A 21197-nucleotide genomic window follows, 5' to 3' on the forward strand; every position below is an offset into this window, starting at 1 on the left:
GATGTGGAGGGGGACTGTGCACAGTGGTTGAACGTACGGTGAACGGCACCAAGGCGGCGGAAGCGACGCTGCTCGTCGTCGAGGACGAGCCCAACATCCTGGAACTCCTCGCCGGCAGCCTGCGCTTCACCGGATTCGACGTGGTCACGGCCACCAACGGCGCGGACGCGGTGCAGGCGGCGCGGCGGCACCGCCCCGACCTCATCGTCCTGGACGTGATGCTGCCCGACATCGACGGGTTCGACGTCGCGCGGCGGCTGCGGTCCGGCGGCGACCACACCCCCGTGCTCTTCCTCACCGCGCGGGACGCCGTCCAGGACCGCATCAAGGGGCTGACGATCGGCGGCGACGACTACGTCACCAAGCCGTTCAGCCTGGAGGAGGTCATCGCCCGCATCCGGGCCGTCCTGCGGCGGTTCCGCGGCGGCGTGACCGAGCCGCCGCCGCGGATGGTGTTCGCGGACGTCGAACTGGACGAGGACAGCCACGAGGTGTGGCGCGGCGGCAAGGCCATCCAGCTGTCTCCGACGGAGTTCAAGCTGCTGCGCTACTTCATGGCCAACGCGGGCCGCGTCGTGTCCAAGGCGCAGATCCTCGACCACGTGTGGAACTACGACTTCCGCGGCGACGCGGGCATCGTCGAGTCGTACGTGTCCGCGCTGCGCCGCAAGGTGGACAACACCGAGCCGCGCCTCATCCACACCCTCCGCGGTGTCGGCTACGTGTTGCGCGAGCCGTCGAGAACGGGCTGATGGCCACGCGGGTCCCGGCACCGGCGGCAGGTCCGGCGCCGGCGGGCGTCCTCGCCGGGGAGCGGCACCCGTTCCGGGGCATCGAGCGGCTGTGGGGCCGGACGTCGCTGCGCGTCAAGCTGATCGCCGGGATGCTCGTCCTCGTCACGCTCGGGATGACGGTGATGAGCGCGGCGGGCGCGTCGGTGCTGCGGCAGTACCTCGTCGGGCGCGCCGACGACCAGCTGCGCGGCTCGGTCGGGCGGGCGATCGACCAGGTCGTCCCGCAGCTGCGGAGGGGGCAGACGCAGATCACGGTGCGGATCCCGAGCGAGATGTACGGGCAGGTCCGCACCACCGACGGGCGCCCGCTCGGGCAGAACGAGGCGTGGAGCGAGTCCGGCCATCCGCGGCTCCCGGCGGACCTGAACGGGCGCATCGACCGGCCGTTCACGGTGTCGGGGACCGGCGGCTCCACGTGGCGGATCCTCGCCGAGCCGATCCCCGGCGGCGCCCTGATCGTCCTCGCGTTCAGCCTGGACGAGATCGACCGGACGGTCCGGCGGCTGGTGGCGATCGACGCGATCGTGGGGCTGCTGGTGCTGGCCGTCCTGGTCGTGCTCGGCGTGTGGGTCGTCCGGGCGAGCCTGCGCCCGCTGTCGGCGGTGGAGGAGACGGCGGGCGCGATCGCGGCGGGCGACCTGTCCCGGCGCGTCCCGCAGGCCGATCCGCGGACCGAGATGGGCCGGCTCGGCCGGTCGCTGAACACCATGCTCGGGCAGATCGAGGCGGCGTTCGGCGCCCGCGCGGAGTCGGAGGCGGCGGCGCGGCGCTCGGAGGAGACGGCGCTGCGGTCGGAGGAGCGGATGCGGCGGTTCGTCGCGGACGCGAGCCACGAGCTGCGCACGCCGCTGACCGCGATCCGCGGCTTCGCCGAGTTCTACCGGCAGGGCGCGGCCCGCAGCCCGGCGGAGCTGGACCGGCTGATCGGCCGGATCGAGGAGACCGCGTCCCGGATGGGCCTGCTCGTGGAGGACCTGCTGCTGCTCGCCCGCCTGGACCGGCAGCGGCCGATCGAGCGGCGCCCGGTGGACCTGCTCGCCGTCGCCGCCGACTCCGTCCAGGAGGCCAGAGTCCTCGCACCCGAGCGCACCATCGACCTGTCCGTCGAGGGAGGGTTGGCGTACCAGGTGCTCGGGGACGAGCCGCGGCTGCGCCAGGTGCTGGGGAACCTGCTCGGCAACGCGATCGCGCACACCCCGGAGGGCACGCCGGTCGAGGTGCGGCTCTCCCCCGGGACGCTGCGCGGGTCGCCGGCCGCGGTCGTCGCCGTCGCGGACCAGGGGCCGGGCCTCTCCCCCGAGCAGGCGGAACGCGTCTTCGAGCGGTTCTACCGCGCCGACGACGCCCGCTCGCGCGACCACGGCGGCGCGGGCCTCGGCCTCGCCATCGTCGCCGCGCTCGTCGCCGCGCACGAGGGCACCGTGGAGGCCGACTCCGCGCCGGGCGAGGGCGCGACGTTCCGGGTCCTCCTGCCGCTGTCCGACGACTAGTGGGAACTCGCGGCGCGCGTTCAGCGAACGTTCAGGCGGGTGCTGTTAGGTAACTCGCACAGGGCGCGCCCCGGTCTCGACGGGGACCGGGAGTACGCGCCCTGGCCAGCGTGAAGGCCCGGGGGCAGGCACCGCGGCCGGGGGGACGGCGCGCCGCCCGTCCCTTCGGCCGCGGTTTTTCATGACATATCGGCGTTCAGCACACTTTCAGGTTGGCTCCAGGCGTCCTGCAGCCCCCTGCCGCAGTCTCGATGGTGAGAGAACGACAGGGGGATCCACATGAACGCCGACCGGCCGCAGCAGCCGCCCTGGGAGCCCGTCCAGCCGGGCTTCGCCCACGCTCCGTGGACGGGGAGCGTCCCGCCGCCGGCGGAGCCCCGCCCGGGCCCGTTCGGCACGGCGCGGCGCAAGCTCGCGGCGGTGGGGGCCGCCCTGGCGCTGACCCTCGGGGCGGGCGGCGCCGGCGCCGCGATGACGCTGGCGCTGACGCACCAGAGCACCGTCTACGCGAGCCCGACGGCCGTGTCGGGCACCTCCGCCAAGGGCGGGACGACCGCGCAGGTCGCGGCGGCGGTCCAGCCGAGCGTGGTGTCGATCCAGGCGCAGGTGCCGGGCGGCACCTCCGGGGGGTCGGGCGTGATCCTGCGCTCGGACGGCGTCATCATGACGAACGCGCACGTGGTGTCGGGCGCCCGGCAGGTCGCGGTGAAGTTCAGCGACGGCAGGACGGCGTCCGCCCGCGTCCTCGGCGCCGAGACCCGCGACGACATCGCGGTGATCAAGGCGGAGGGCGTGTCGGGCCTCAAGCCCGCGACGCTCGGCGACAGCTCCGCGCTGGCCGTCGGCGACCAGGTCCTCGCCGTGGGCAGCCCGCTCGGGCTGGACGGCTCGGTCACGTCCGGGATCGTCAGCGCCCTCGGCCGCGAGATCCAGGAGGGCGACTCCGACCCGCAGCTGCCGCCGGGCCTGCGCGGGCAACTGTCCCAGCAGCAGCAGACCGTGATCAGGAACGCCATCCAGACCGACGCCGCCATCAACCCCGGCAACTCGGGTGGCGCGCTGGTGAACGCCTCCGGTCAGGTGATCGGCGTCAACACCGCCATCCTCACCGCCGGGAACAGCGAGGGGAACATCGGGGTCGGCTTCGCCATCCCGATCAACTCCGCGAAGGAGACCGCCGGCCAGATCATCGCCGGCGCCAAGGGCTGACCCGGGATCGCCGTCCGTTCCGGGCTCTGGGGGGAGCGGGCGGACGGGCGGAGTCCCGGGGCAGGGGGTCCTTCCGGCCGGGCCGGGCTCGGGAGGACCGTGCAAGGGAGAACGGCCGCGCGACCACTCTGGGGGTCGCGCGGCCGTTCAGCTCCGCACCGTCACCGCGGGCCGCCGCTTCACCTTCGCCAGCATCCGCCGCGTGGTGACCATGGAGTACTCCCTCGGCAGGGTGCGGATCCGCAGCGGAAGCCGCGGGTACACCACTGCCAGCGCGCCGACCAGCAGCCGGAAGCGGCGCTCCCGTCCGGCGTCCCACTTCCACCCGTACTGCTCGCGGATCGGCGCCGGCATCAGCCCCGCGGTGAGCAGCCGCATCGCCGCCATCCCGGGCGCGCTCAGCGGCCCGCCCGGCAGCCTCGGGTTCAGCACCTGGTGCGCGACCGCCCGCGACACGTCGCTGACCTCCAGGCTCTGGAGCATGTCCGCGTAGTACCGGCGGAACTCCGGGTACGTCCGCGGGAGCCGCTCCTCCGGGCACCCGAGGATCGTGGCGTAGATCTTGGTCTGGCCGTAGAACTCCTCCAGCTCCGCGTCGCTGAGCGTTCTCCGGAAGAGCAGCTGGTAGAACTGCGCGGCCACCGCGAACAGCGTGGCCGCGACCCACACCTGCAACTCCGGGTCGTTCGCCTCATAGTCGGGCCCGGTGACCTTGTCGTGCCCCCTGGTGACGAGGGCGCTGAAGGTCTCGGCCTCCTCCCGCGTCCCGAACTGCACCGCGTAGAGCCATCCCATGGTGTTCCGCAGGCGGCGCAGCGGGTCGTCCGCGGTGTAGCTGTGGTCGTACACGCCCTGCGCCACCTTGGGATGCGCCGTCTGGAGCAGCGACGCGGTCCCGCCCGCCGCGATCAGCGCCCCCTCCCTCGTGATGACGCGGATGAGGTCGTCGTCCTGGAACAGTCCGTCGGTCATGGCGATCAGTGTAAGTAACCACTTGCGTCCCGCGCAGCCGGGGGGTTAATCGAGCGACAAGATCACCGGGGCCTGCGACAATGGGGTCATGTCCGCCCCGATCCATGTCCGCGGCTCGGTCTCCATCCCGGAGTCCGAGCTCGGCTGGCGTTTCTCCCGCTCCTCGGGCCCGGGCGGGCAACACGTCAACACCAGCGCCACCGCGGCCGAGCTCTCCTTCGACGTGGCGAACTCCCCGTCCCTGCCCGAGCACCTGCGGGCCCGCGCCCTCGACCGCCTCTCCGGCCGCCTCGTCCGCGGCGTCCTCACCATCCGCGCCGAGGAGTACCGCTCCCAGCAGCGCAACCGGGACGCCGCCCGCACCCGCCTCGCCACCCTCCTCGCCGAGGCCACGGCCCCGCCCCCGAAGAAGCGCATCCCGAAGAAGGTCCCCCGGGGCATCAACGAACGCCGCCTGGAGAACAAGAAGCGCCGCTCGGCCGTCAAACGCCAGCGCACCACCCGCTGGGACTGACGACGGCACCTTCCGCCTTATGAGGCGGATGACTGGGCGGGGTGGCCCGCGGCGGCGTCGATCACCTCGTCGAGGACGTCGCGGGAGTTCGCCAGCTCGGTGATCATGCGGTCGATGCGGTCGCGCTCGGCGGTGAGGTCGGTGACCAGCTTGGGGGTGGCGATCTCGGACGGGCCGCCGTCCGCGTCCCGCATGCACGGGAGCAGGCGCGCGATCTTCTTGCTGGACAGGCCGGCGGCGAACAGTTCCTGGATGCGGATCACCCGGTCGACCGCCCGCTCGGGGTAGTCGCGGTGGCCGCCCGGGGTGCGGTCGGGCGCCAGCAGCCCCTGCTGCTCGTAGTAGCGCAGCGACCGCTCGCTGACTCCCGTGCGCTTCGCGAGCTCCCCTATCCGCATGTGGCCCTCCCGCGGGTTGAATCTGACACCGATGTTAGCTTTTACCGTGTCGGTATGACGAACACAGCGGAGAACCGGCTCTACGACTACAGTCCCATCACCGAACGCCCTCCCCTCCACTGGCCCGCCGACGCCAAGGTCGCCGTGTACGTCGGGCTCAACATCGAGCACTTCCTGATCGACCGGCCGTCCACCAGCATCTGGCCGGGCACCGCGGACCTCGTCCCCGACCCGCTCAACCACGGCTGGCGCGACTACGGGACCCGCGTCGGCATCTGGCGGACGATCGAGAGCATGGACCGGCACGGCGTCCGGCCGAGCGTGCTGCTGAACTCCGCGGTCGCCGAGCACTACCCGCAGATCATCCAGGCCGGGCTCGACCGGGACTGGGCCTGGCTCGCGCACGGCCGGACGAACTCGATCCTCCATACCGGCATGGACCGCGACGAGGAGCGGCGCTTCCTCGACGAGGTCGTCGGCACCATCGCCGACGCCACCGGACGGCGCCCGCGCGGGTGGTTGGGCCCGGGGCTCACCGAGACCTTCCACACCCCCGAGCTGCTCGCCGAACTCGGCCTCTCCTACGTGCTGGACTGGACCAGCGACGACCAGCCGTACCGGCTGAAGGTCCCCGGCATGATCAGCGTCCCGTACACGGTGGAGCTCAACGACCTGCTGCTGTTCGGCCGGGGGTTCACCGGGCCGGAGTTCCTTCAGGCCGTCAAGGACCAGTACGAGCAGCTGCGCGCCGACTCCGAAACGAGCGGGCGGGTGATGGCGCTGGCCCTGCACCCGTTCGTGATCGGCCAGCCGTACCGGCACAAGTACCTGGATCAGGCGCTGGAGTTCCTCGCCTCCCAGCCCGACGCCTGGCTGACCACCAGCGACGACATCGCGGAGCACTACCTGGCGACGACCGCTTGAGAAGGGGCGGTCAGCGGAAGAGGGCCTGCCGCGTCCCCATGATGATCCGGTCGTGGGGACGCAGCGTCCTCATGATGGTCTCCAGCTCGGGACGGGCCATGGCGACGCAGCCGGCCGTCGGACCCGTCCCGATGTGCATGAAGATGGCCGAGCCGTTCCCCTGGACGATCGGGGAGTCCGGCGGCCGGTTGTAGTTGACCACCACGGCCTGCCGGTAGGGGCCGTCCTTCATGATCTGCGAGAGGTTCTCGTCGGCGGGCAGGCACGTGCCGCGGTAGTAGCGGTTGTAGCGCTCGTCCCCGATGGTCGAGCCCCAGCAGTCGCCGGTGTCGCGCAGGGTCCGGTACAGGAGCGCGGTGCCAGGGTCGCCTTCTCCGAACGCCTCGGTCAGGCTGTAGGAGCCGGTCGGTGACGTGCCGTCGCCCTCGCGTTTGGCGCCGGGCTCGGCGTAGCCGTTCCGGCCCACATGTCCTGGAGTGCTCAGAACCGTTTTCCACGAGCGTCCTTTGCGGACGCATTCGGTGACGGTCACCTCGGTCGTCCCGTATGCGGCCGCCACCGCGAAGACCACGTGCCTGGCGGCGCCCGGGTCGTAGCGCGACTCGCCCCGGTTGAGCGCCTGGCATGGATCGTGTCCGGCACTCTCCTTGGCGGACACCTGGGGAACGAAGACGAACGGCGCGGCGAGCGCGACCGCGCAGCATGCCACGACCCGTGTGACGCCCATGGATTCTCCCTGTGACTCCGATGATCGTCCCGCGGTCGATCTCTACCCGCGGCAAGGTCATCTCACCCGGCGTCACCCTGTCCCCACGCGCGGCGCCCGTCCCGCGGAGGGAACGGGACGGGCGCCGGCGGGGGTCAACTGAAGTACTCGATGAAGGGCGTCTTCCTGTCCGCGGCGGCGATGCCGGCGATGGAGTAGGCGGTGCCGTCGGGGGGCGGCGGACACGGCGGTCGGGAAGCCGACCAGCGGATAGGCGACCTGGCTCCACGCCGTGCCGTTCCAGTAGAGGCCGAGGGTTCCGCCGAGGTTGTAGCCGATGATCCACGCCTTATACGCCAAGACGCCCGGAACAGGGAGGTTCCGGGCGTCTTGCGGGAGCCGGGCGAGGCTGTGCCGCTCTACTCGCCCTTCCAGTTCGGCTTGCGCTTCTCGGCGAAGGCCGCCGGGCCCTCCTGGGCGTCCTTGGACATGAACACGGGCAGCGTGATGTCCTGCTGCTTCTTCCACGCCTCGGCGGACGTCCAGTCGGCGGACTCGACGATGACCTTCTTCGTCGCCGCGAGCGCGAGCGGGGCGTTCTCGGCGACCTTGAGGGCCAGCTCCTTGGCCGCGGCGAGCGCGCCGCCGGACTCGGCCAGCCGGTTGACGAACCCGAGCTCGGCCATCCGCTCCGCCGGGTACTTGTCGCCGGTGAGGGCGATCTCCATGGCGATGTGGAACGGGATGCGCTGCGGCAGGCGCAGCAGCCCGCCGCCGGCGGCGACCAGCCCGCGCTTGGGCTCCGGCAGCCCGAACTGGGCGTCCCGCGCCGCGACGATCATGTCGCAGGCCAGCGCCACCTCGCAGCCGCCGGCGAGCGCGTAGCCCTCGACGGCGGCGATCAGCGGCTTGGCCGCCGGGCGCTCGGTGACGCCGGCGAACCCGCGGCCCTCGACGGTGGGGTTGTCGCCGGTCAGGAAGCCCTTGAGGTCCATCCCGGCGCAGAACGTCCCGCCCGCGCCGGTGAGGATGCCGATGGACAGGTCCTTGCGGGAGTCGAGCTCGTCGACGGCCGCCGCGATCCCCTTCGCCACCTCGCCGTTGACCGCGTTGCGGGCCTCGGGGCGATTGATGGTGATGACGAGGACTGCGCCGTCTTCTTCGGTTAGCACCGCGTCGTTGCCGGGGGGCGTGGGGGGTCGTCCCCCCTCGGGCGATACAGCGTCGGTCATGGGTGCCTCACTTCGGCTGGAAGCGGATGCCGCCGTCGAAACGGATCGTCTCGCCGTTCATGTAGTCGTTCTCGATCAGGGACTTGACGAGGTGGGCGAACTCCGACGCCTTGCCCATCCGCTTCGGGAACGGGACGGGCGCGGCGAGCTTGGCCTTGAACGCCTCCGCGGCCTCGCCCTGGCCGTAGATCGGGGTGTCGATGATGCCGGGGCAGATGGTGTTGACCCGGACGCCGATCGCGGCGAGGTCGCGCGCCGCCGGCAGCGTCATGCCGATGATCCCGCCCTTGGACGCCGAGTAGGCGATCTGCCCGGTCTGCCCTTCGATGCCGGCGATGGACGCGGTGTTGATCACCACGCCGCGGGCGCCGTCCTCGTCGGCGGGCTCGGTCTTGGAGATCGCGGCGGCGCCGATCCGCATCAGGTTGAAGGTGCCGATCAGGTTGACCCGGATCACGGTCTCGTAGGAGGCGAGGTCGTGGGGGCTGCCGTCCCGGTTCACGGTGCGCGAGGCCCAGCCGATGCCGGCGCTGTTGACGATGACGCGCAGCGGAGCGCCGGTGTCGACGGCGGCCTGGACGGCGGCCCGCACCTGCTCCTCGTTCGACACGTCCGTCTTGACGAAGACGCCGCCGACCTCGTCGGCGAGCGCCTTGCCCTTGTCCTCGTTCAGGTCGGCGACGACCACCTTGGCGCCTTCGGCGGCCAGCGCGCGGACGGTGGCCTCACCGAGGCCGCTCGCGCCACCGGATACGACGGCGGAAACTCCGTTCAGGTCCATACAGCGACACCTTACGTGAGGGACCGAATGTGGTTCGGGATGATGGTAGCCGGACGTCGTTCGCACGCCCCGCCCGCACCCCCGTGGACCACCGAGCCGCGATATTACCCGTCGGTACGATAGGCGGGCGTTTGCTCCTCGTGACTCAGGGCATGCGGCAGCACATGAGTGAGCGTCCGGCACAGAGCCAGTCCTACCCCGGCCGGACCGGGGACATGGCACCCGAACCCCGCGACGAGATGCTCGACTACACCGGCCGCGACCTGCTGCGCGGGCGGCGCGCGCTGATCACCGGCGGCGACTCCGGGATCGGCCGCGCCACCGCCGTCGCGTTCGCCAAGGAGGGCGCCGACGTCGCGATCACCTACCTGGAGGAGGAGGACGACGCCCGGCACACCGCGAGCCTCGTCGAGGCGGCCGGACGGCGGTGCGTCACGTTCGGCGGCGACCTCGCCGAGGAGCGGCACTGCCGCGAAGTCGTCGAGCACACCGTCCGCCGGTTGGGCGGGCTCGACCTGCTCGTCCTCCACCACGGGACGCAGACGCCGGTGAAGGACGTCCGGGAGATCGACAACGCGCAGCTGCGCCGGACGTTCGACGTGAACGTGTTCGCGCTGTTCTGGATCGTCCAGGAGGCCCTCGACCACCTGGGGCCGGGATCGAACATCATCATCACCGGATCCATCAACGGGCTCCGCGGCAACAAGACGCTCATCGACTACTCCGCCAGCAAGGCGGCCGCGATGGCGCTGACCACCTGCCTCGCCCAGAACCTCATGGACCGCGACATCCGCGTGAACTGCGTCGCCCCCGGCCCGGTCTGGACTCCCCTGATCCCGGCCACCTTCGACGAGGAACGCGTCGAGAGCTTCGGGCAGCAGGCGCCGATGGGACGCGCGGCCGATCCCGACGAGATCGCGCCGTCCTACGTGTTCTTCGCCGCGAACCGCCTGTCGTCCTACTACACCGGCCAGACGCTGGTGCCCGCCGGCGGAGAGATCCATCCGGGCTGATGCGGCAGAGCGACCCGAACGAGCCCGGGTACGGACGGCGGAAGCACGGCAGGGGATGGGTGTATCTCGGCCTCGACGGGCGCCCCCTGGGCGATCCGGCCGAGAAGGAGCGGATCCGGTCCCTGGTCATCCCGCCCGCCTGGAAGGACGTGTGGATCTGCCCTGACGACGACGGGCACATCCAGGCCATCGGGACGGACGCGGCCGGACGGCGCCAGTACCTCTACCACGAGACGTGGCGCGAGCAGCGCGACCGGGAGAAGCACGAGCACGTCCTGGAACTCGCCGAGCGGCTGCCGAAGGTCCGCGACACGCTCAGCAATTTCCTCGCCGGACGAGGATATTCGCGAGAGCGGGTGCTCGCCGCGGCCGTCCGGCTCATCGACCTCGGCTTCTTCCGGATCGGCGGCGAGGCGTACGCGGCGGAGAACCAGACGTACGGGCTGGCGACCGTCCTGCGCGAGCACGTCACCTGCCGGCGCGGCCACGTGACGTTCGAGTACCCGGCCAAGGGCTCCAAGGAGCGCTACCAGGCCGTCGCGGAAGAGAACGTGTGCAAGGTCGTGAGCGGGCTCAAGCGGCGCGGCGACGGCGGCCCCGAGCTGCTCGCCTACCGCACGCGGAACGGCTGGCACGACGTCACCACGTCCGACATCAACGACTTCGTCCGGGAGGTCACCGAGGGCGACTTCACCGCCAAGGACTTCCGGACCTGGCACGCGACCGTCCTCGCGGCGGTCGGGCTCGCGGTGTCGGTGCGCGCCCCCGACGGCGACGCCGCCCGCAGGCGCGCCATCGTCCGCGTGGTCAAGGAGGTCGCGTCCTACCTGGGGAACACTCCGGCCGTCGCACGGGCGTCCTACATCGACCCCCGCATCATCGAGCTGTACGAGCAGGACAAGACGATCGCCCCCGCCCTTGACCGCCTCGGCGTGGACGCCGCCGAAGGCGAACTGGCGACCCAGGGCCCGGTAGAAGAGGCCGTCCTGGACCTCCTCCGCTCCGCCCCCTGACCCGGCACGGGGGCTGCCCGGCGGAGAGCCGGCTCGGCAGCCCCGACCCGGCGACAACCAGCCCGCCAAAGGATCGCCCGCCCGGCCAAGGGCTGTTCGGCGGGCGGTTACCAGGCGGAGACGTGGTTCTCGGTGTGGCGGTGGGCGGGGGGTGCCGCGGGGTCCAGGCGATACAGCGCGTAGGCGTGCTGGATCACTGGGAGGGCCACGTTGCGCACTCGGACGCCGCCGGAGGTGAGGCCGCGCTCGGTGCCCTTGTGGGCGTGGCCGTGGATCGCCAGGTCGGCGCCGGCCTCGTCGATCGCCTCGCCCAGCAGGTAGCTGCCGAGGAAGGGGTAGATCTCCGGCGGCTCGCCTTCGAGGGTGTCCGCGGCGGGCGAGTAGTGCGTCAGGCTGATCGTGACGTCGGCGTCCAGTTCCAGCAGGGACGCCCCGAGCCGCCCGGCGAAGTCCTTGGTGTGGCGGACGAACGCCTTCATCTCCGGCTCGCCGAAGTCGCCGGCGCACCTGCCCTCGAACCCGCCGCCGAACCCCTTGCCGCCGGCCACGCCGAGCCGCGTCCCGTCGCAGTCCAGGACGGTCCCCTCCCCTTCGAGGACGGTCACGCCCGCGTCCCGCAGAATGCCGACGATCTCCTCCTCGGCGTCGCTGTGGTAGTCGTGGTTGCCGAGGACCGCGATCACCGGGACGCCGAGGTCGCGCAGCTCGGCCGCCGCGACGCGGCCCTCCTCGACCGTCCCGTGCCGGGTCAGGTCCCCGGCGACGAGGAGGACGTCGGCGCGGCCGGCCAGCGCCGACAGGTGCCCGCGGTACTCCCCGGCCGCCTCGGGCCCCATGTGGAGGTCGCCCGCCGCCGCCACGTGGATCATGAGATCCGCTCCTCCCCCTCGGGCGCGGGGACCGCGACGACGTGCAGCTCGTTGCAGATCTCGCGGCCCTCGGCGGCGACCCGGGCGGCGTCCTCCACGTCGCGGCGCCGCTCCTCGCTCACCACCTCGCCGTGCAGGTGCACGACGTCGCCGCGGACGTCCACGCGGATGCCGAGCTCGTAGGCCTCCGCCGCGAGCCTCTCCTGGATGTGCGCGGACAGGTATTGCGCCTGGTCGGTCATGTCGTCCCCCCTTCGGTCACGGCACGTCCTCCCCGATGACGTCCAGCCGGGCCAGCAGGGTCAGGAACGCGTAGGCGTAGGGGGACGCGGCGGTCTCGGCGGCCACCCGCCGCCAGTCCACCTGCTCCCGCAGCGCCCGGCCCACGTGCAGGAACCCGCCGAAGTCGCAGGCCGTCTCGGTGAACGCCAGCAGCCGCATGATCATCAGGTCGGTGGCCGGGAGGACGGGCATGAACACCGCGCCGACCGCCATCTCCTCGGCCCGGCCGAGCAGCTCGTCGTCCACCGGCCGGCCGGACGGCGTGTGGATCAGGTCGATCGGCTGATCGCCGTCGTAGGCCTTCTCCAGCCAGTTCTCCGGGCTCCGCTGGTGCGTCATGCCGGCGGCGGCGAGGGCGTCCAGGGCGGCCTGGACGTCTCGCTCCCGCACCACGAAGTCGACGTCGTGCGTCGACACGGCGGCCCCGTGCGCGTACGCGGCGAACCCGCCCGCGAGCGCGTAGCCGATCCCGGCGTCCCGGAGCGCGGCGGCGGCGCGCTTCAGCGCGAGCATCAGGCCGTCCGCCGCGCCGCCGAGGCCCGGCGGCCCCGGTCCCGCGGTGCCGGACCCGCGCGGCGCGACGGCCCGCGGGTGTGTCCGCACGTCCCCCAACGTGTACCCCTGGTCTTTGGCGGTGCCGTGGGACTACCCGGGGACGCGCGGGTCATGCCCCGTTCGTCAGCCGACCGAGCGGTAGGCGGCGGGCGGGGTGGGGGTGGTGCCGAGGCAGGTGGCGATGGGATCCTCGATCGAGCACCATCCCGGCTTGCGCACCGGCACGTACCCGGACGGAACGCCCCGGTTCGCGATGAGCGACCGGTAGGTGGGAACGGCGTCGGTCGGACGGCGCTCCAGGGACGGGTCGGTCAGCGCGTCCACCGTGTACAGGCCGAACCGCGGCCGGTAGCTGCCCCACTCGTAGTTGTCGGTGAGGCTCCAGTAGTTGTAGCCCATCATCTTCACGCCTTCGGCCATGGCCCGCTGGATCCAGTAGATGTGGTCCCGCAGGTGGTTCGAGCGTGTGTAGCCGTCCGGGCGCGGCTTGCCGTCGTCGGTCGGCATGCCGTTCTCGACGATGTAGACGGGCAGGTTCGGCACGCGGCGCTGGTAGTTCTTCAGGACGTAGTACAAGCCCTCGGGTTCGGGGTCGATCCTCCAGAACTCCCCGGTCAGCGAGTGGACCGCGGTCAGGTTCTCCAGGTTGGCGCCGTAGTAGTAGTCGAGGCCGATGAAGTCGAGCTTGTCCGTGACGTCGTTGAACAGCGCCGCGTCGAAGATGCCGTTGAGGGCCGACCCGTAGGCGACGTTACTCGACACGGGGGCGCCCGGGTCGACCTGGTGGATCATGTCGTAGGCCGCGCGGTGCGTCTTGATCAGGGCGTCGCGCATCTTCATCATCTGCCCGAGGTCCATCGGGCGTGTGGTCAGCTCTTTGTAGATGTAGGTGCTGGCCTCGTTGAAGGTGATCCAGATGACGCCCTGGCCCTTGTACCTGTCGACGATGTAGCGCGCGTTGCGCAGCCAGTCCTCCTGGGTCTTCGGGTTGTCCCAGGCGCCCTGGTCGGCGACCCATCCGGGGTACACCCAGTGGTCGAGCGTGAGCATGGGACGCATCCCGTTCGCCTTGATCCGGCGGACGAGGTCGTCGTAGTACGCGAGCGCCCCGGGGTCACGGTGGCCGCGGCGCGGTTCGACGCGGGACCACTCGACGGACGTCCGGAAGACGCTCACGCCGAGCCCCTTGGCGAGCTTCAGGTCGCTGGGGTAGCGGTTCCGGAAGTCGACGGAGTTCCCGTAGGGGTCCTCGACCCCGGGGGCCTCGTTCTCGGCGTATCTCGTCCAGTTGCTGTCGGGGAACGACCCTTCGCTCTGGAAACCGCTGGTGGCGACGCCCCAGAGGAAGCCGGGCGGGAACTTGGCGGTCGTGGGCTTGGCCTCCGCCGGCTGGCCGGTGGGAGTCACGGCGGTGGCGGGGGACGTGGCGGTCAGCGCCAGCGCGACCGAGAGGGCGAAGGCTGGGAGGAGATGGACGGGGCGTGCTCTGCCGGGCCTGCCGAACACGGGGCTCCCTCCGGTCACAGGACATGAATCTCCTTCGCACTACAGGGGGGCTCGCCGCCGCCGTCAATGGCCGGACATGGCCGGATCCGGCAACCTCACCCCGCGCCCCGGCTGTGCCGCACATCACAGATCAATAAATGAACCACACTCTTAACGGCCGCATGTGACTCACTTCACAATTCGCTAATTCCCTCGATCATCCATGCTGGCCGGGCGGCAGACCGCAGTCTCAATCGGACGGCCGTCCGATGAAGAAATGGCTTCGTGATTTGCCAGCCGTCACGGACGCTGGCTAGCTTCCTGCCCGGTTCATGCGGCACATCGGCCGCCCGGACAACAGAACACGCAACCCGGCGCACGGCGGCGGCGCGCCCGGCCACCAACCAGGGCCGGCGCGGACCCCCAGGTCGTCCCATCCAGGGACCCCGCCCGAGAGCCGCCCGCCGGAAGCCGAATCCGTGCAGCCATGAGGCACGGAACCGGAAGCGGCCGCCATTTTCGGAAACGGCCGCGGCATCCCGATCCCATGATCAGTACCGGTGGGTGACGGCTGCCCGGTAGGCATCGACCGCGAACTCTGGAGTCATTCTGCATACCCCCCGAACGACCCTGAAGACCGGATTCACCGTGGGCGGCCTCGTCCTCACCACGACCGCCGCGCTCGGCGCGTCCGTCCTCGCGGCGGGCCCGGCGCAGGCGGCGGTCCCGCAGCGGGCGACGCTCGCCGCGGCACCGGCCGCGCAGGCCGCCACGGCGAAGGCCACGGCGAAGCAGTCCCGGGCCGCGAAGCAGAGGAAGCGCGCCGCCTACGCCGTCAAGTACGCGGCGAAGCAGATCGGCGACCCGTACCGCTACGGCGGCACGGGCCCCGGCTCGTGGGACTGCTCGGGACTGGCCGGCGGCTCCTGGCGCAAGGCCGGGGTGAAGCTGCCCCGGACCACGCAGCAGATCTACCGCGCCGTCAAGAAGAAGGTCTCCTGGAAGGGCGCCGTCAAGGGCGACCTGCTGTTCTTCTACGGCGGCAGGACGCACATGGGCATCTACGCCGGGCACGGGTACATGATCCACGCGCCGAGTTCCGGCCAGCGCGTCAAGAAGATCAAGCTGACCAAGTACTACAAGCGCAACTTCAGCGGCGGTGTCCGCCCGGGTCTCTGACCCGGCGGCGCCGCGAGGCCCCGGCACCGGCTCCCCTTGGCCGATGCCGGGGCCTCCCCCTGTCCCGGCCGGGGCACCGGTCACGCGAGGACCGGGTAGTCGGTGTAGCCGCGGTGGTCGCCGCCGTAGAACGTCGCCCGGTCCGCCTCGTTGTAGGGGCCGCCGGCCCTGATGCGGGCGGGCAGGTCCGGGTTGGCGAGCCACATCTCGGCGAACGCGACCGCGTCGGCCACCCCGTCCCGCAGCGCCTCGGCGCCGTACTCGGGCCTCGCGGGGAACGACTCCGGCGTCGGATGCGGGTTGAGGATCAGCGTCCCCGGCCACGCGGCGCGCAGCCGCCGGGTCATGTCCCGGTCGCCGAGCTCCATGATGTGCAGGTACGCGAGCCCCAGCGGGGCGAGCGCGGCGAGCAGCGCCGCGTACAGCTCCGCCGTGTCGCTCTCGCTGACGCCGTTCGCGGTGCCGCCGGGCGACACGCGGAAGCCGACGCGGTCGGGCCCGATCGCCTCCGACACCGCCCGCGCGACCTCGACGCCGAAGCGGATGCGGTTCGCGATCGTCCCGCCGTAGGCGTCGGTCCGCGTGTTGCTGCCGTCGGCGAGGAACTGCTGGATCAGGTAGCCGTTCGCGCCGTGCAGCTCGACCCCGTCGAACCCGGCGTCGATCGCGTTGCGCGCGGACGCGGCGAACTCCTCGACCGCCTGCGCGATGTCGTCCACCGTCATCTCGCGCGGGACGGGGTGGTCGAGCATTCCGTCGGGGGTGAACAGCCGCTCGCCGGACGCGAGGGGCGACGGCCCGAGCGGCGCGCCCCCGTCCGGGTACAGGACGGGGTGCCCGACGCGGCCCGCGTGCATCAGCTGGGCGAAGATCCGTCCGCCCTCGGCGTGGACGGCGTCGGTCACCGCCCGCCACGCCGTCACGTGCCCGTCGTCGTGCAGTCCCGGCGTGAGGATGTAGCCCTGGCCCCGGACGCTCGGCTGGGTTCCCTCGGTGATGATCAGCCCGGCGACGGCGCGCTGCCGGTAGTACTCGACGGTCAACCCGGTCACCGCGCCGTCCGCGGTGGCTCGGCTCCGGGTCATCGGCGCCATCACCAGACGGTTGGACAGCTCCAGCTTGCCGGCCGACAGCGGCTCGAACAGCTCCTGCATGATGTCCTCCTAGTGGCGTCATCGCTGGCCATGAAGCTACGAGCGACCACTTAGGGGGCGAATCCGTAGGGTTTCGGTATTCGGCCCCGTAGTTTTGGAGGCGTGCTCTACGGGCGGAACGACGAACAGGCGCGGATCTCCTCGCTGATCGACAAGGCGCGCGACCACCGGCGCAGCGGCGTCCTCGTGCTGCGCGGAGAGGCGGGGATCGGCAAGTCGGCGCTGCTCGCGCAGGCCGCGGACCGGGTGCCGCGCGCGCTGCGGGTCACCGGGATCGAGGCGGAGTCCGGGATCGCGTTCGCGGGACTCAACCAGCTGCTGTGGCCCGTCCGCGACCGGCTGGACGCCCTGCCGGCCCCGCAGGCCGCCGCGCTGCGGTCCGCGCTCGGCGAGACCTCCCCCGGCCACGACCGCTTCACGACCGGCCTCGCCGTCCTCACGCTGCTCGCCGACCTCGCCGACGCGGACGGCCCCGTCGTGGCCGTGGTCGACGACGCGCAGTGGCTGGACACCGCGACCGCGGAGGCGCTGCTGTTCGCGGCGCGGCGGCTCGCGGCCGAGGGCGTGGTGATGCTGTTCGCCGCGCGGGACGACGCGTTCGCCACGACCGGGCTGCCGGAACTGCGCCTCGGCAGGCTGCCGCGCGCCGACGCCGAACGGCTCCTCGCCGCGCGCGACCTGGCGCCGATCGTCCGCGACCGGATCGTCCGGGAGGCGGCCGGGAACCCCCTCGCGCTGCACGAGTTCGCCGCCGCCGACGCGCGCCGGCGGGACGACGCGCGGCCGCTGCCCGTCACCGACCGCGTCCTCGGCGCGTTCCAGGCGCAGATCGGCCGGCTGCCGGAGGGCACCCGGCTGATGCTGCTGATCGCGGCGGCCGAGGGGCGCGGCCACATGCCGAGCCTGCTGGGCGCGGCGAGCACCTTCGGGGTCGGCCTCGCCGACCTGGAGGAGGCCGAACGCGCCCGCCTGGTGGAGGTCTCCGGCCGCACCATCGCCTTCCGGCACCCGCTGATCAGGGCGGCCGCGTACCAGGGGGCCGTCGCGGCGCGGCGCCTCGCCGTCCACCGGGCGCTCGCGGAGTCCGCCGACGACATGGACTGCCGCGCCCGGCACCGCGCGTCCGCCGCCCTCGGGCCGGACGAGGACGTCGCCGCCGAGTTGGAGGACGCGGCCGTCCGGGCCCGCTGCCGCACCGGATACGGGACGGCGGCCGCCCTGTACCGGCAGGCCGCCGACCTCACCCCGGACCCGCCGGCGCGGGCCGCGCGGCTCGGCGCCGCCGCCGACCTCGTCCTGCTGGCGGGACGGCTCGACGAGGCCGAGGAGCTCGCCGTCCAGGCGGAAGGGCTCGGCCCCGCGTCCGCCGACCGCGCCCGGCTCGGCCGCGTCCACGCCGCCGTCGAGTACGAGCGCGGCGACCCCCGCGCCGCGGCCCGCCGGATGGTCGACCGCGCCGCCGGGGACGACCGCGCCGCGATGCTGCGGACCGGCGCCATGTACGGGTGGACGTCCGGCGAGCTTCCCGCCGTGCTCCGGGCGGCCGAGCTGCTGCCGGACGACCCGGCCGTGTGCGGCCTGGCGCTGCTGGCCCGCGGCGACCACGCGGGCGGCGCGCCGCTGCTCGCCGGGCCGGTCGCCGAGGCGCTGGACGGCACCGGCGACCGCGTCCGCGGCGCGCAGCTCGCGCTGATCGTCGGGGACGACGCCGCCGCGCTGGAGCTGGCCGCCGCCGAGGTCGCCGACGGCCGCCGGCACGGCCGGATCGGCGAGCTGCCGAACGTCCTGCAGGTCCAGGCGCAGACGCAGATCGCGGCCGGGCTGCACGCGGACGCCGAGGCCACCGTCGCCGAGGCCATCGCGCTCGCCCGCGACACCGGCCGCCCGCACCGCGAGGGCCGGCTGCGCGCCGTCCTGGCCCGGGTCGCCGCGATCGAGGGCGACGAGGTCCGGCTGCGCGAGCTGATCGCGCACGCCCCGTCCTCGGCGGGCGGCATCGCCGACAGCGCGCTCGCCCTGCTCGACCTCGGTCTCGGCCGGCATGACGACGCGCTGCGCCGCCTCGAAGAGATCTCCCGCGGGCATCACCGGCACGGGAGCCTTCTCTCCGCCGCCGACCAGGTCGAGGCCGCCGTGCGCACGGGGGCCATGGACGTCGCCCGCGAGGCCCACTCACGCTTCAGCGCCTGGGCCGAGGCGGTGAAGCAACCGTGGGCGCTCGCCGTGTCATTGCACTGCGAAGCTTTGCTCTCTGACAGTGAAGAACCGTTCGTGCAGGCCGTGCGGTTGCATGAACAGTCAGGCCGGCCGTTCGAGAGGGCCCGCACGGAACTCCTCTACGGCGAGTTCCTGCGCCGGTCCCGCCGCCGCGCGGACGCCCGCGGCCCGCTCCGGTCCGCTGTGTCGATCTTCGAACGCCTCCGCGCGGCCCCCTGGCTGGACCGGGCACGCGCCGAACTCCGCGCGACCGGCGAGTCGGGGACGTCCGTCCCCACCGCGCCGGACCTCCTCGACCGTCTCACCCCGCAAGAGCTTCAGGTCGTCCGGCTGGCGGCTTCGGGGACGAGCAGCCGCGAGATAGCCGCGCAGCTGTTCCTGAGCCCGCGGACCGTCGAGTACCACCTGTACAAGGCGTACCCGAAGCTCGGCATCTCGTCGCGCAGGGAACTCTCCCGCCTCACCCTGGAGCCCGTGTGAAAGACCGCGCGTACGCCTCGCTTCAGGCCCTCGCCGTCGGGGACGCCCTGGGCTCCCAGTTCTTCGTCCCGGCCAACCGTGCCGCGTTCGAAGCGCGAACCCTCCCCCCAGGCCCCTGGCAGTGGACGGACGACACGGAGATGGCCGCGTCCGTCTACCTCGTCCTGACCCGCCACGGGGCCATCGACCAGGACGCCCTGGCCGCGAGCTTCGCCGAACGGCACGACTTCGACCGCGGCTACGGACCGTCCACCGGACGGCTCCTGCGGCTCGTCCGGGAAGGCGGCGACTGGCGGACCCTCGCCCGGGAACCGTTCGACGGCGCGGGCTCATGGGGGAACGGCGCCGCGATGCGGGTCGCGCCCCTCGGCGCGTGGTTCGCGGACGACCCCGCCGAGGCGGCCCGCCAGGCCACCCTCTCGGCCGAGGTCACGCACCCGCACCCCGAGGCGGTGGCGGGTGCGATCGCCGTGGCCGTCGCCGCCGCCATCGCACCCTCCCGGCCGCCGCCCGGCAAGTTCATCGACGAGATCCTCCGGCTCGTCCCGCCCGGGACGGTCCGCAAGGGCATCGTCGACGCCCGCCGGCTGCTGACCATCGGCGACCCGTCCACCGCGTCCGCCGTCCTCGGCAACGGCCGGCACGTCGCCGCCCACGACACCGTGCCGTTCAGCCTCTGGGCCGCCGCACGCCACCTCGGCGACTACAAGGCCGCCTTCTGGACGACCGCGGCGGCCGGCGGGGACGTCGACACCACGTGCGCCATCGTCGGCGGCATCCTCGGCTCATCCCCCGCCGACTGGCTGGAGCACTGCGAGCCGCTGCCGTCCTGGGCGCTATGAAAGCGTCCGCTGGAGGAACTCCTCCGTGAGCCTCCAAGCGCGCGCCGCCGGCTCCGGCTGGTAGAACATCGGCGCCTTCCGGTTGTGGAACGCGTGCCCGCCGTCCTCCTGGACGTGGATCTCCATGCCGTCCCGTCCGTCCACGGCCCGCTCCACCTTGGCGACGTCCTCCCTGGGGATGTAGGGGTCGTCGCCGCCGAAGTGGAACTGCGTCGGCGCCTGCACGGCGTCCAGATGCTCCAGCATCCCCGGCACACCGGACCCGTAGAACGACACCAGGGAGTCGACCTCGGCCCGAGCGGCCAGCAGGTACGCGAGCGTCCCGCCGAAGCAGAACCCGAGGACACCGACCTTGCCCACCTCCGGCAGCCCCTTCAGCATCCCCAGCGCCGCCGCCGCGTCCTCCACGCCCTTCTCCCAGTCGAACTGGGAGACCATCGACATCCCCTTGGGAAGGGCCTCCTCGTTGTGCTCGGTGGTCCAGTTCGGCTCGATCCGCCAGAACATGTCGGGCGCCCCCACGACATATCCGAGCGCCACCAGGTCCTGCGCGACCGCCTCCATGTAGTCGCCCACACCGAAGATCTCCTGCACGAGCAGGACACCCGGCCCGCCGCTCTCGGGCGCCCACACCCGCAGGTCGAACTCGCCGTCCGGAACTACGACTTTCTCGATACGACTCATGTCAGCCGATGATGGCGTAAACCGCGCTCGCGTGCGCCACGGTCTTCCCGTCCGCCGTCATGTCGATCTCCGCGAACGCCAGCGTCCGGCCCAGCTTCGTCAGCTCCACCTGGACGAACACGTCCCGTCCCACCACCGGCCGCTGGAACGACGTGCTCAGCTGGACGGTCGTCATCGGCACGAACTCCCCCTTCGCCCCCGACACCGCCAGCACGACCGCCGTGTCCGCCGCCGCCATCAGCGCCTGCCCCGACAGCGCGCCGCCCTCCCGTGCCAGCCGGTCCGACCAGGGCAGCCGCAGCACCGCGGACCCGTCCCCCACCTCCTCCGGCACCAGGCCCAGGTCCAGCACCCAGGGCGCGAAGTTGTCACGGAGGATCTCCTCAGGCTTCAACGTCACCCCG

22 protein-coding genes are annotated in these 21197 nt (G+C 72.4%); 10 read left to right on the forward strand and 12 right to left on the reverse strand.

Translation table 11 applies throughout. The annotated features are described in order from the left end of the window. The first annotated feature begins 38 nt into the window (after window positions 1–38). The 3 genes from K8Z49_RS22635 (at window position 39) to K8Z49_RS22645 (ending at window position 3493) form a co-directional block, all read left to right on the forward strand. A complete protein-coding gene (locus tag K8Z49_RS22635; protein WP_021600070.1) occupies window positions 39–752 on the forward strand; it encodes a response regulator transcription factor in 714 nt (237 codons plus the stop codon). Beyond that, entirely contained in the window at window positions 752–2284 is a 1533-nt protein-coding gene (locus K8Z49_RS22640; protein ID WP_021600069.1) for a sensor histidine kinase, read from the forward strand. Before K8Z49_RS22635 ends, K8Z49_RS22640 begins: the two co-directional genes overlap by 1 nt. A gap of 279 nt (window positions 2285–2563) precedes the next feature. Further along, the gene (locus tag K8Z49_RS22645) at window positions 2564–3493 is read left to right on the forward strand and encodes a S1C family serine protease (RefSeq protein WP_024934591.1); all 930 of its coding nucleotides are present in this window, start codon (window positions 2564–2566) and stop codon (window positions 3491–3493) included. A 147-nt stretch (window positions 3494–3640) separates the two neighbouring features. Here the strand turns inward: K8Z49_RS22645 and K8Z49_RS22650 are convergent, their stop codons facing one another. Next, window positions 3641–4465, reverse strand: a complete 825-nt coding sequence (locus tag K8Z49_RS22650; RefSeq protein WP_412520676.1) for an oxygenase MpaB family protein — start codon at window positions 4463–4465, stop codon at window positions 3641–3643. An 88-nt stretch (window positions 4466–4553) separates the two neighbouring features. Between K8Z49_RS22650 and arfB the strand changes: the two genes are divergently transcribed. Beyond that, a complete protein-coding gene (gene arfB, locus K8Z49_RS22655; protein ID WP_021598108.1) occupies window positions 4554–4979 on the forward strand; it encodes an alternative ribosome rescue aminoacyl-tRNA hydrolase ArfB in 426 nt (141 codons plus the stop codon). 17 nt (window positions 4980–4996) lie between these two features. Here arfB and K8Z49_RS22660 read toward each other — a convergent pair whose 3' ends face one another. Further along, on the reverse strand, window positions 4997–5377 hold the full coding sequence (locus K8Z49_RS22660) for a MerR family transcriptional regulator (RefSeq protein ID WP_412520678.1): 381 nt from the start codon (window positions 5375–5377) through the stop codon (window positions 4997–4999). Window positions 5378–5431: 54 nt separating this feature from the next. Between K8Z49_RS22660 and K8Z49_RS22665 the strand changes: the two genes are divergently transcribed. Further along, complete coding sequence (locus K8Z49_RS22665) at window positions 5432–6301, forward strand: polysaccharide deacetylase family protein (protein WP_412520680.1); 870 nt, start codon at window positions 5432–5434, stop codon at window positions 6299–6301. Between the two features lie 10 nt (window positions 6302–6311). On the opposite strand, the gene K8Z49_RS22670 is transcribed toward K8Z49_RS22665, so the two are convergent. The 3 genes from K8Z49_RS22670 to K8Z49_RS22680 form a co-directional block, all read right to left on the reverse strand. Beyond that, on the reverse strand, window positions 6312–7028 hold the full coding sequence (locus tag K8Z49_RS22670; RefSeq protein ID WP_412520682.1) for a L,D-transpeptidase family protein: 717 nt from the start codon (window positions 7026–7028) through the stop codon (window positions 6312–6314). 398 nt (window positions 7029–7426) lie between these two features. Then, window positions 7427–8239, reverse strand: a complete 813-nt coding sequence (locus tag K8Z49_RS22675) for a crotonase/enoyl-CoA hydratase family protein (protein WP_200871769.1) — start codon at window positions 8237–8239, stop codon at window positions 7427–7429. 7 nt (window positions 8240–8246) lie between these two features. After that, window positions 8247–9020, reverse strand: a complete 774-nt coding sequence (locus K8Z49_RS22680) for an SDR family NAD(P)-dependent oxidoreductase (RefSeq protein ID WP_021598102.1) — start codon at window positions 9018–9020, stop codon at window positions 8247–8249. Window positions 9021–9184: 164 nt separating this feature from the next. On the opposite strand from K8Z49_RS22680, the gene K8Z49_RS22685 reads away from it, so the two are divergent. Both K8Z49_RS22685 and K8Z49_RS22690 read left to right on the forward strand, forming a co-directional pair. Then, window positions 9185–10033, forward strand: coding sequence for an SDR family oxidoreductase (locus K8Z49_RS22685; RefSeq protein WP_024934589.1), 849 nt, complete (start codon window positions 9185–9187; stop codon window positions 10031–10033). Further along, window positions 10033–11046, forward strand: coding sequence for a DNA topoisomerase IB (locus tag K8Z49_RS22690; RefSeq protein ID WP_021598100.1), 1014 nt, complete (start codon window positions 10033–10035; stop codon window positions 11044–11046). Before K8Z49_RS22685 ends, K8Z49_RS22690 begins: the two co-directional genes overlap by 1 nt. Before the next feature lie 107 nt (window positions 11047–11153). Here the strand turns inward: K8Z49_RS22690 and K8Z49_RS22695 are convergent, their stop codons facing one another. From K8Z49_RS22695 to K8Z49_RS22710, 4 genes are all read right to left on the reverse strand, one after another. Continuing rightward, window positions 11154–11915 carry a metallophosphoesterase family protein gene (locus K8Z49_RS22695; RefSeq protein WP_412520685.1) on the reverse strand — a complete coding sequence of 254 codons (762 nt, stop codon included), beginning with the start codon at window positions 11913–11915 and terminating at the stop codon, window positions 11154–11156. Continuing rightward, window positions 11912–12157 carry a BON domain-containing protein gene (locus K8Z49_RS22700; RefSeq protein WP_250358148.1) on the reverse strand — a complete coding sequence of 82 codons (246 nt, stop codon included), beginning with the start codon at window positions 12155–12157 and terminating at the stop codon, window positions 11912–11914. The genes K8Z49_RS22695 and K8Z49_RS22700 overlap by 4 nt, the downstream gene beginning before the upstream one ends. A 16-nt stretch (window positions 12158–12173) precedes the next feature. After that, window positions 12174–12800, reverse strand: coding sequence for a nucleotidyltransferase (locus K8Z49_RS22705; RefSeq protein ID WP_024934588.1), 627 nt, complete (start codon window positions 12798–12800; stop codon window positions 12174–12176). Between the two features lie 75 nt (window positions 12801–12875). Beyond that, complete coding sequence (locus K8Z49_RS22710; RefSeq protein WP_412520688.1) at window positions 12876–14276, reverse strand: glycoside hydrolase family 1 protein; 1401 nt, start codon at window positions 14274–14276, stop codon at window positions 12876–12878. A gap of 609 nt (window positions 14277–14885) precedes the next feature. On the opposite strand from K8Z49_RS22710, the gene K8Z49_RS22715 reads away from it, so the two are divergent. Then, a complete protein-coding gene (locus K8Z49_RS22715) occupies window positions 14886–15416 on the forward strand; it encodes a C40 family peptidase (RefSeq protein ID WP_412520690.1) in 531 nt (176 codons plus the stop codon). 80 nt (window positions 15417–15496) lie between these two features. Here K8Z49_RS22715 and K8Z49_RS22720 read toward each other — a convergent pair whose 3' ends face one another. After that, a complete protein-coding gene (locus tag K8Z49_RS22720) occupies window positions 15497–16570 on the reverse strand; it encodes an alkene reductase (RefSeq protein WP_412520692.1) in 1074 nt (357 codons plus the stop codon). A gap of 102 nt (window positions 16571–16672) precedes the next feature. On the opposite strand from K8Z49_RS22720, the gene K8Z49_RS22725 reads away from it, so the two are divergent. Next, on the forward strand, window positions 16673–19267 hold the full coding sequence (locus tag K8Z49_RS22725) for an ATP-binding protein (protein WP_412520694.1): 2595 nt from the start codon (window positions 16673–16675) through the stop codon (window positions 19265–19267). Continuing rightward, window positions 19264–20109, forward strand: coding sequence for an ADP-ribosylglycohydrolase family protein (locus K8Z49_RS22730; protein ID WP_412520696.1), 846 nt, complete (start codon window positions 19264–19266; stop codon window positions 20107–20109). The genes K8Z49_RS22725 and K8Z49_RS22730 overlap by 4 nt, the downstream gene beginning before the upstream one ends. On the opposite strand, the gene K8Z49_RS22735 is transcribed toward K8Z49_RS22730, so the two are convergent. After that, complete coding sequence (locus tag K8Z49_RS22735) at window positions 20104–20793, reverse strand: dienelactone hydrolase family protein (protein WP_412520698.1); 690 nt, start codon at window positions 20791–20793, stop codon at window positions 20104–20106. The genes K8Z49_RS22730 and K8Z49_RS22735 overlap by 6 nt on opposite strands. A 1-nt stretch (window position 20794) precedes the next feature. Further along, a complete protein-coding gene (locus tag K8Z49_RS22740) occupies window positions 20795–21193 on the reverse strand; it encodes a PaaI family thioesterase (RefSeq protein ID WP_024934585.1) in 399 nt (132 codons plus the stop codon). Between the last annotated feature and the right edge of the window lie 4 nt (window positions 21194–21197).

Source organism: Actinomadura madurae (assembly GCF_047130825.1).
Classification (GTDB): domain Bacteria; phylum Actinomycetota; class Actinomycetes; order Streptosporangiales; family Streptosporangiaceae; genus Spirillospora; species Spirillospora madurae.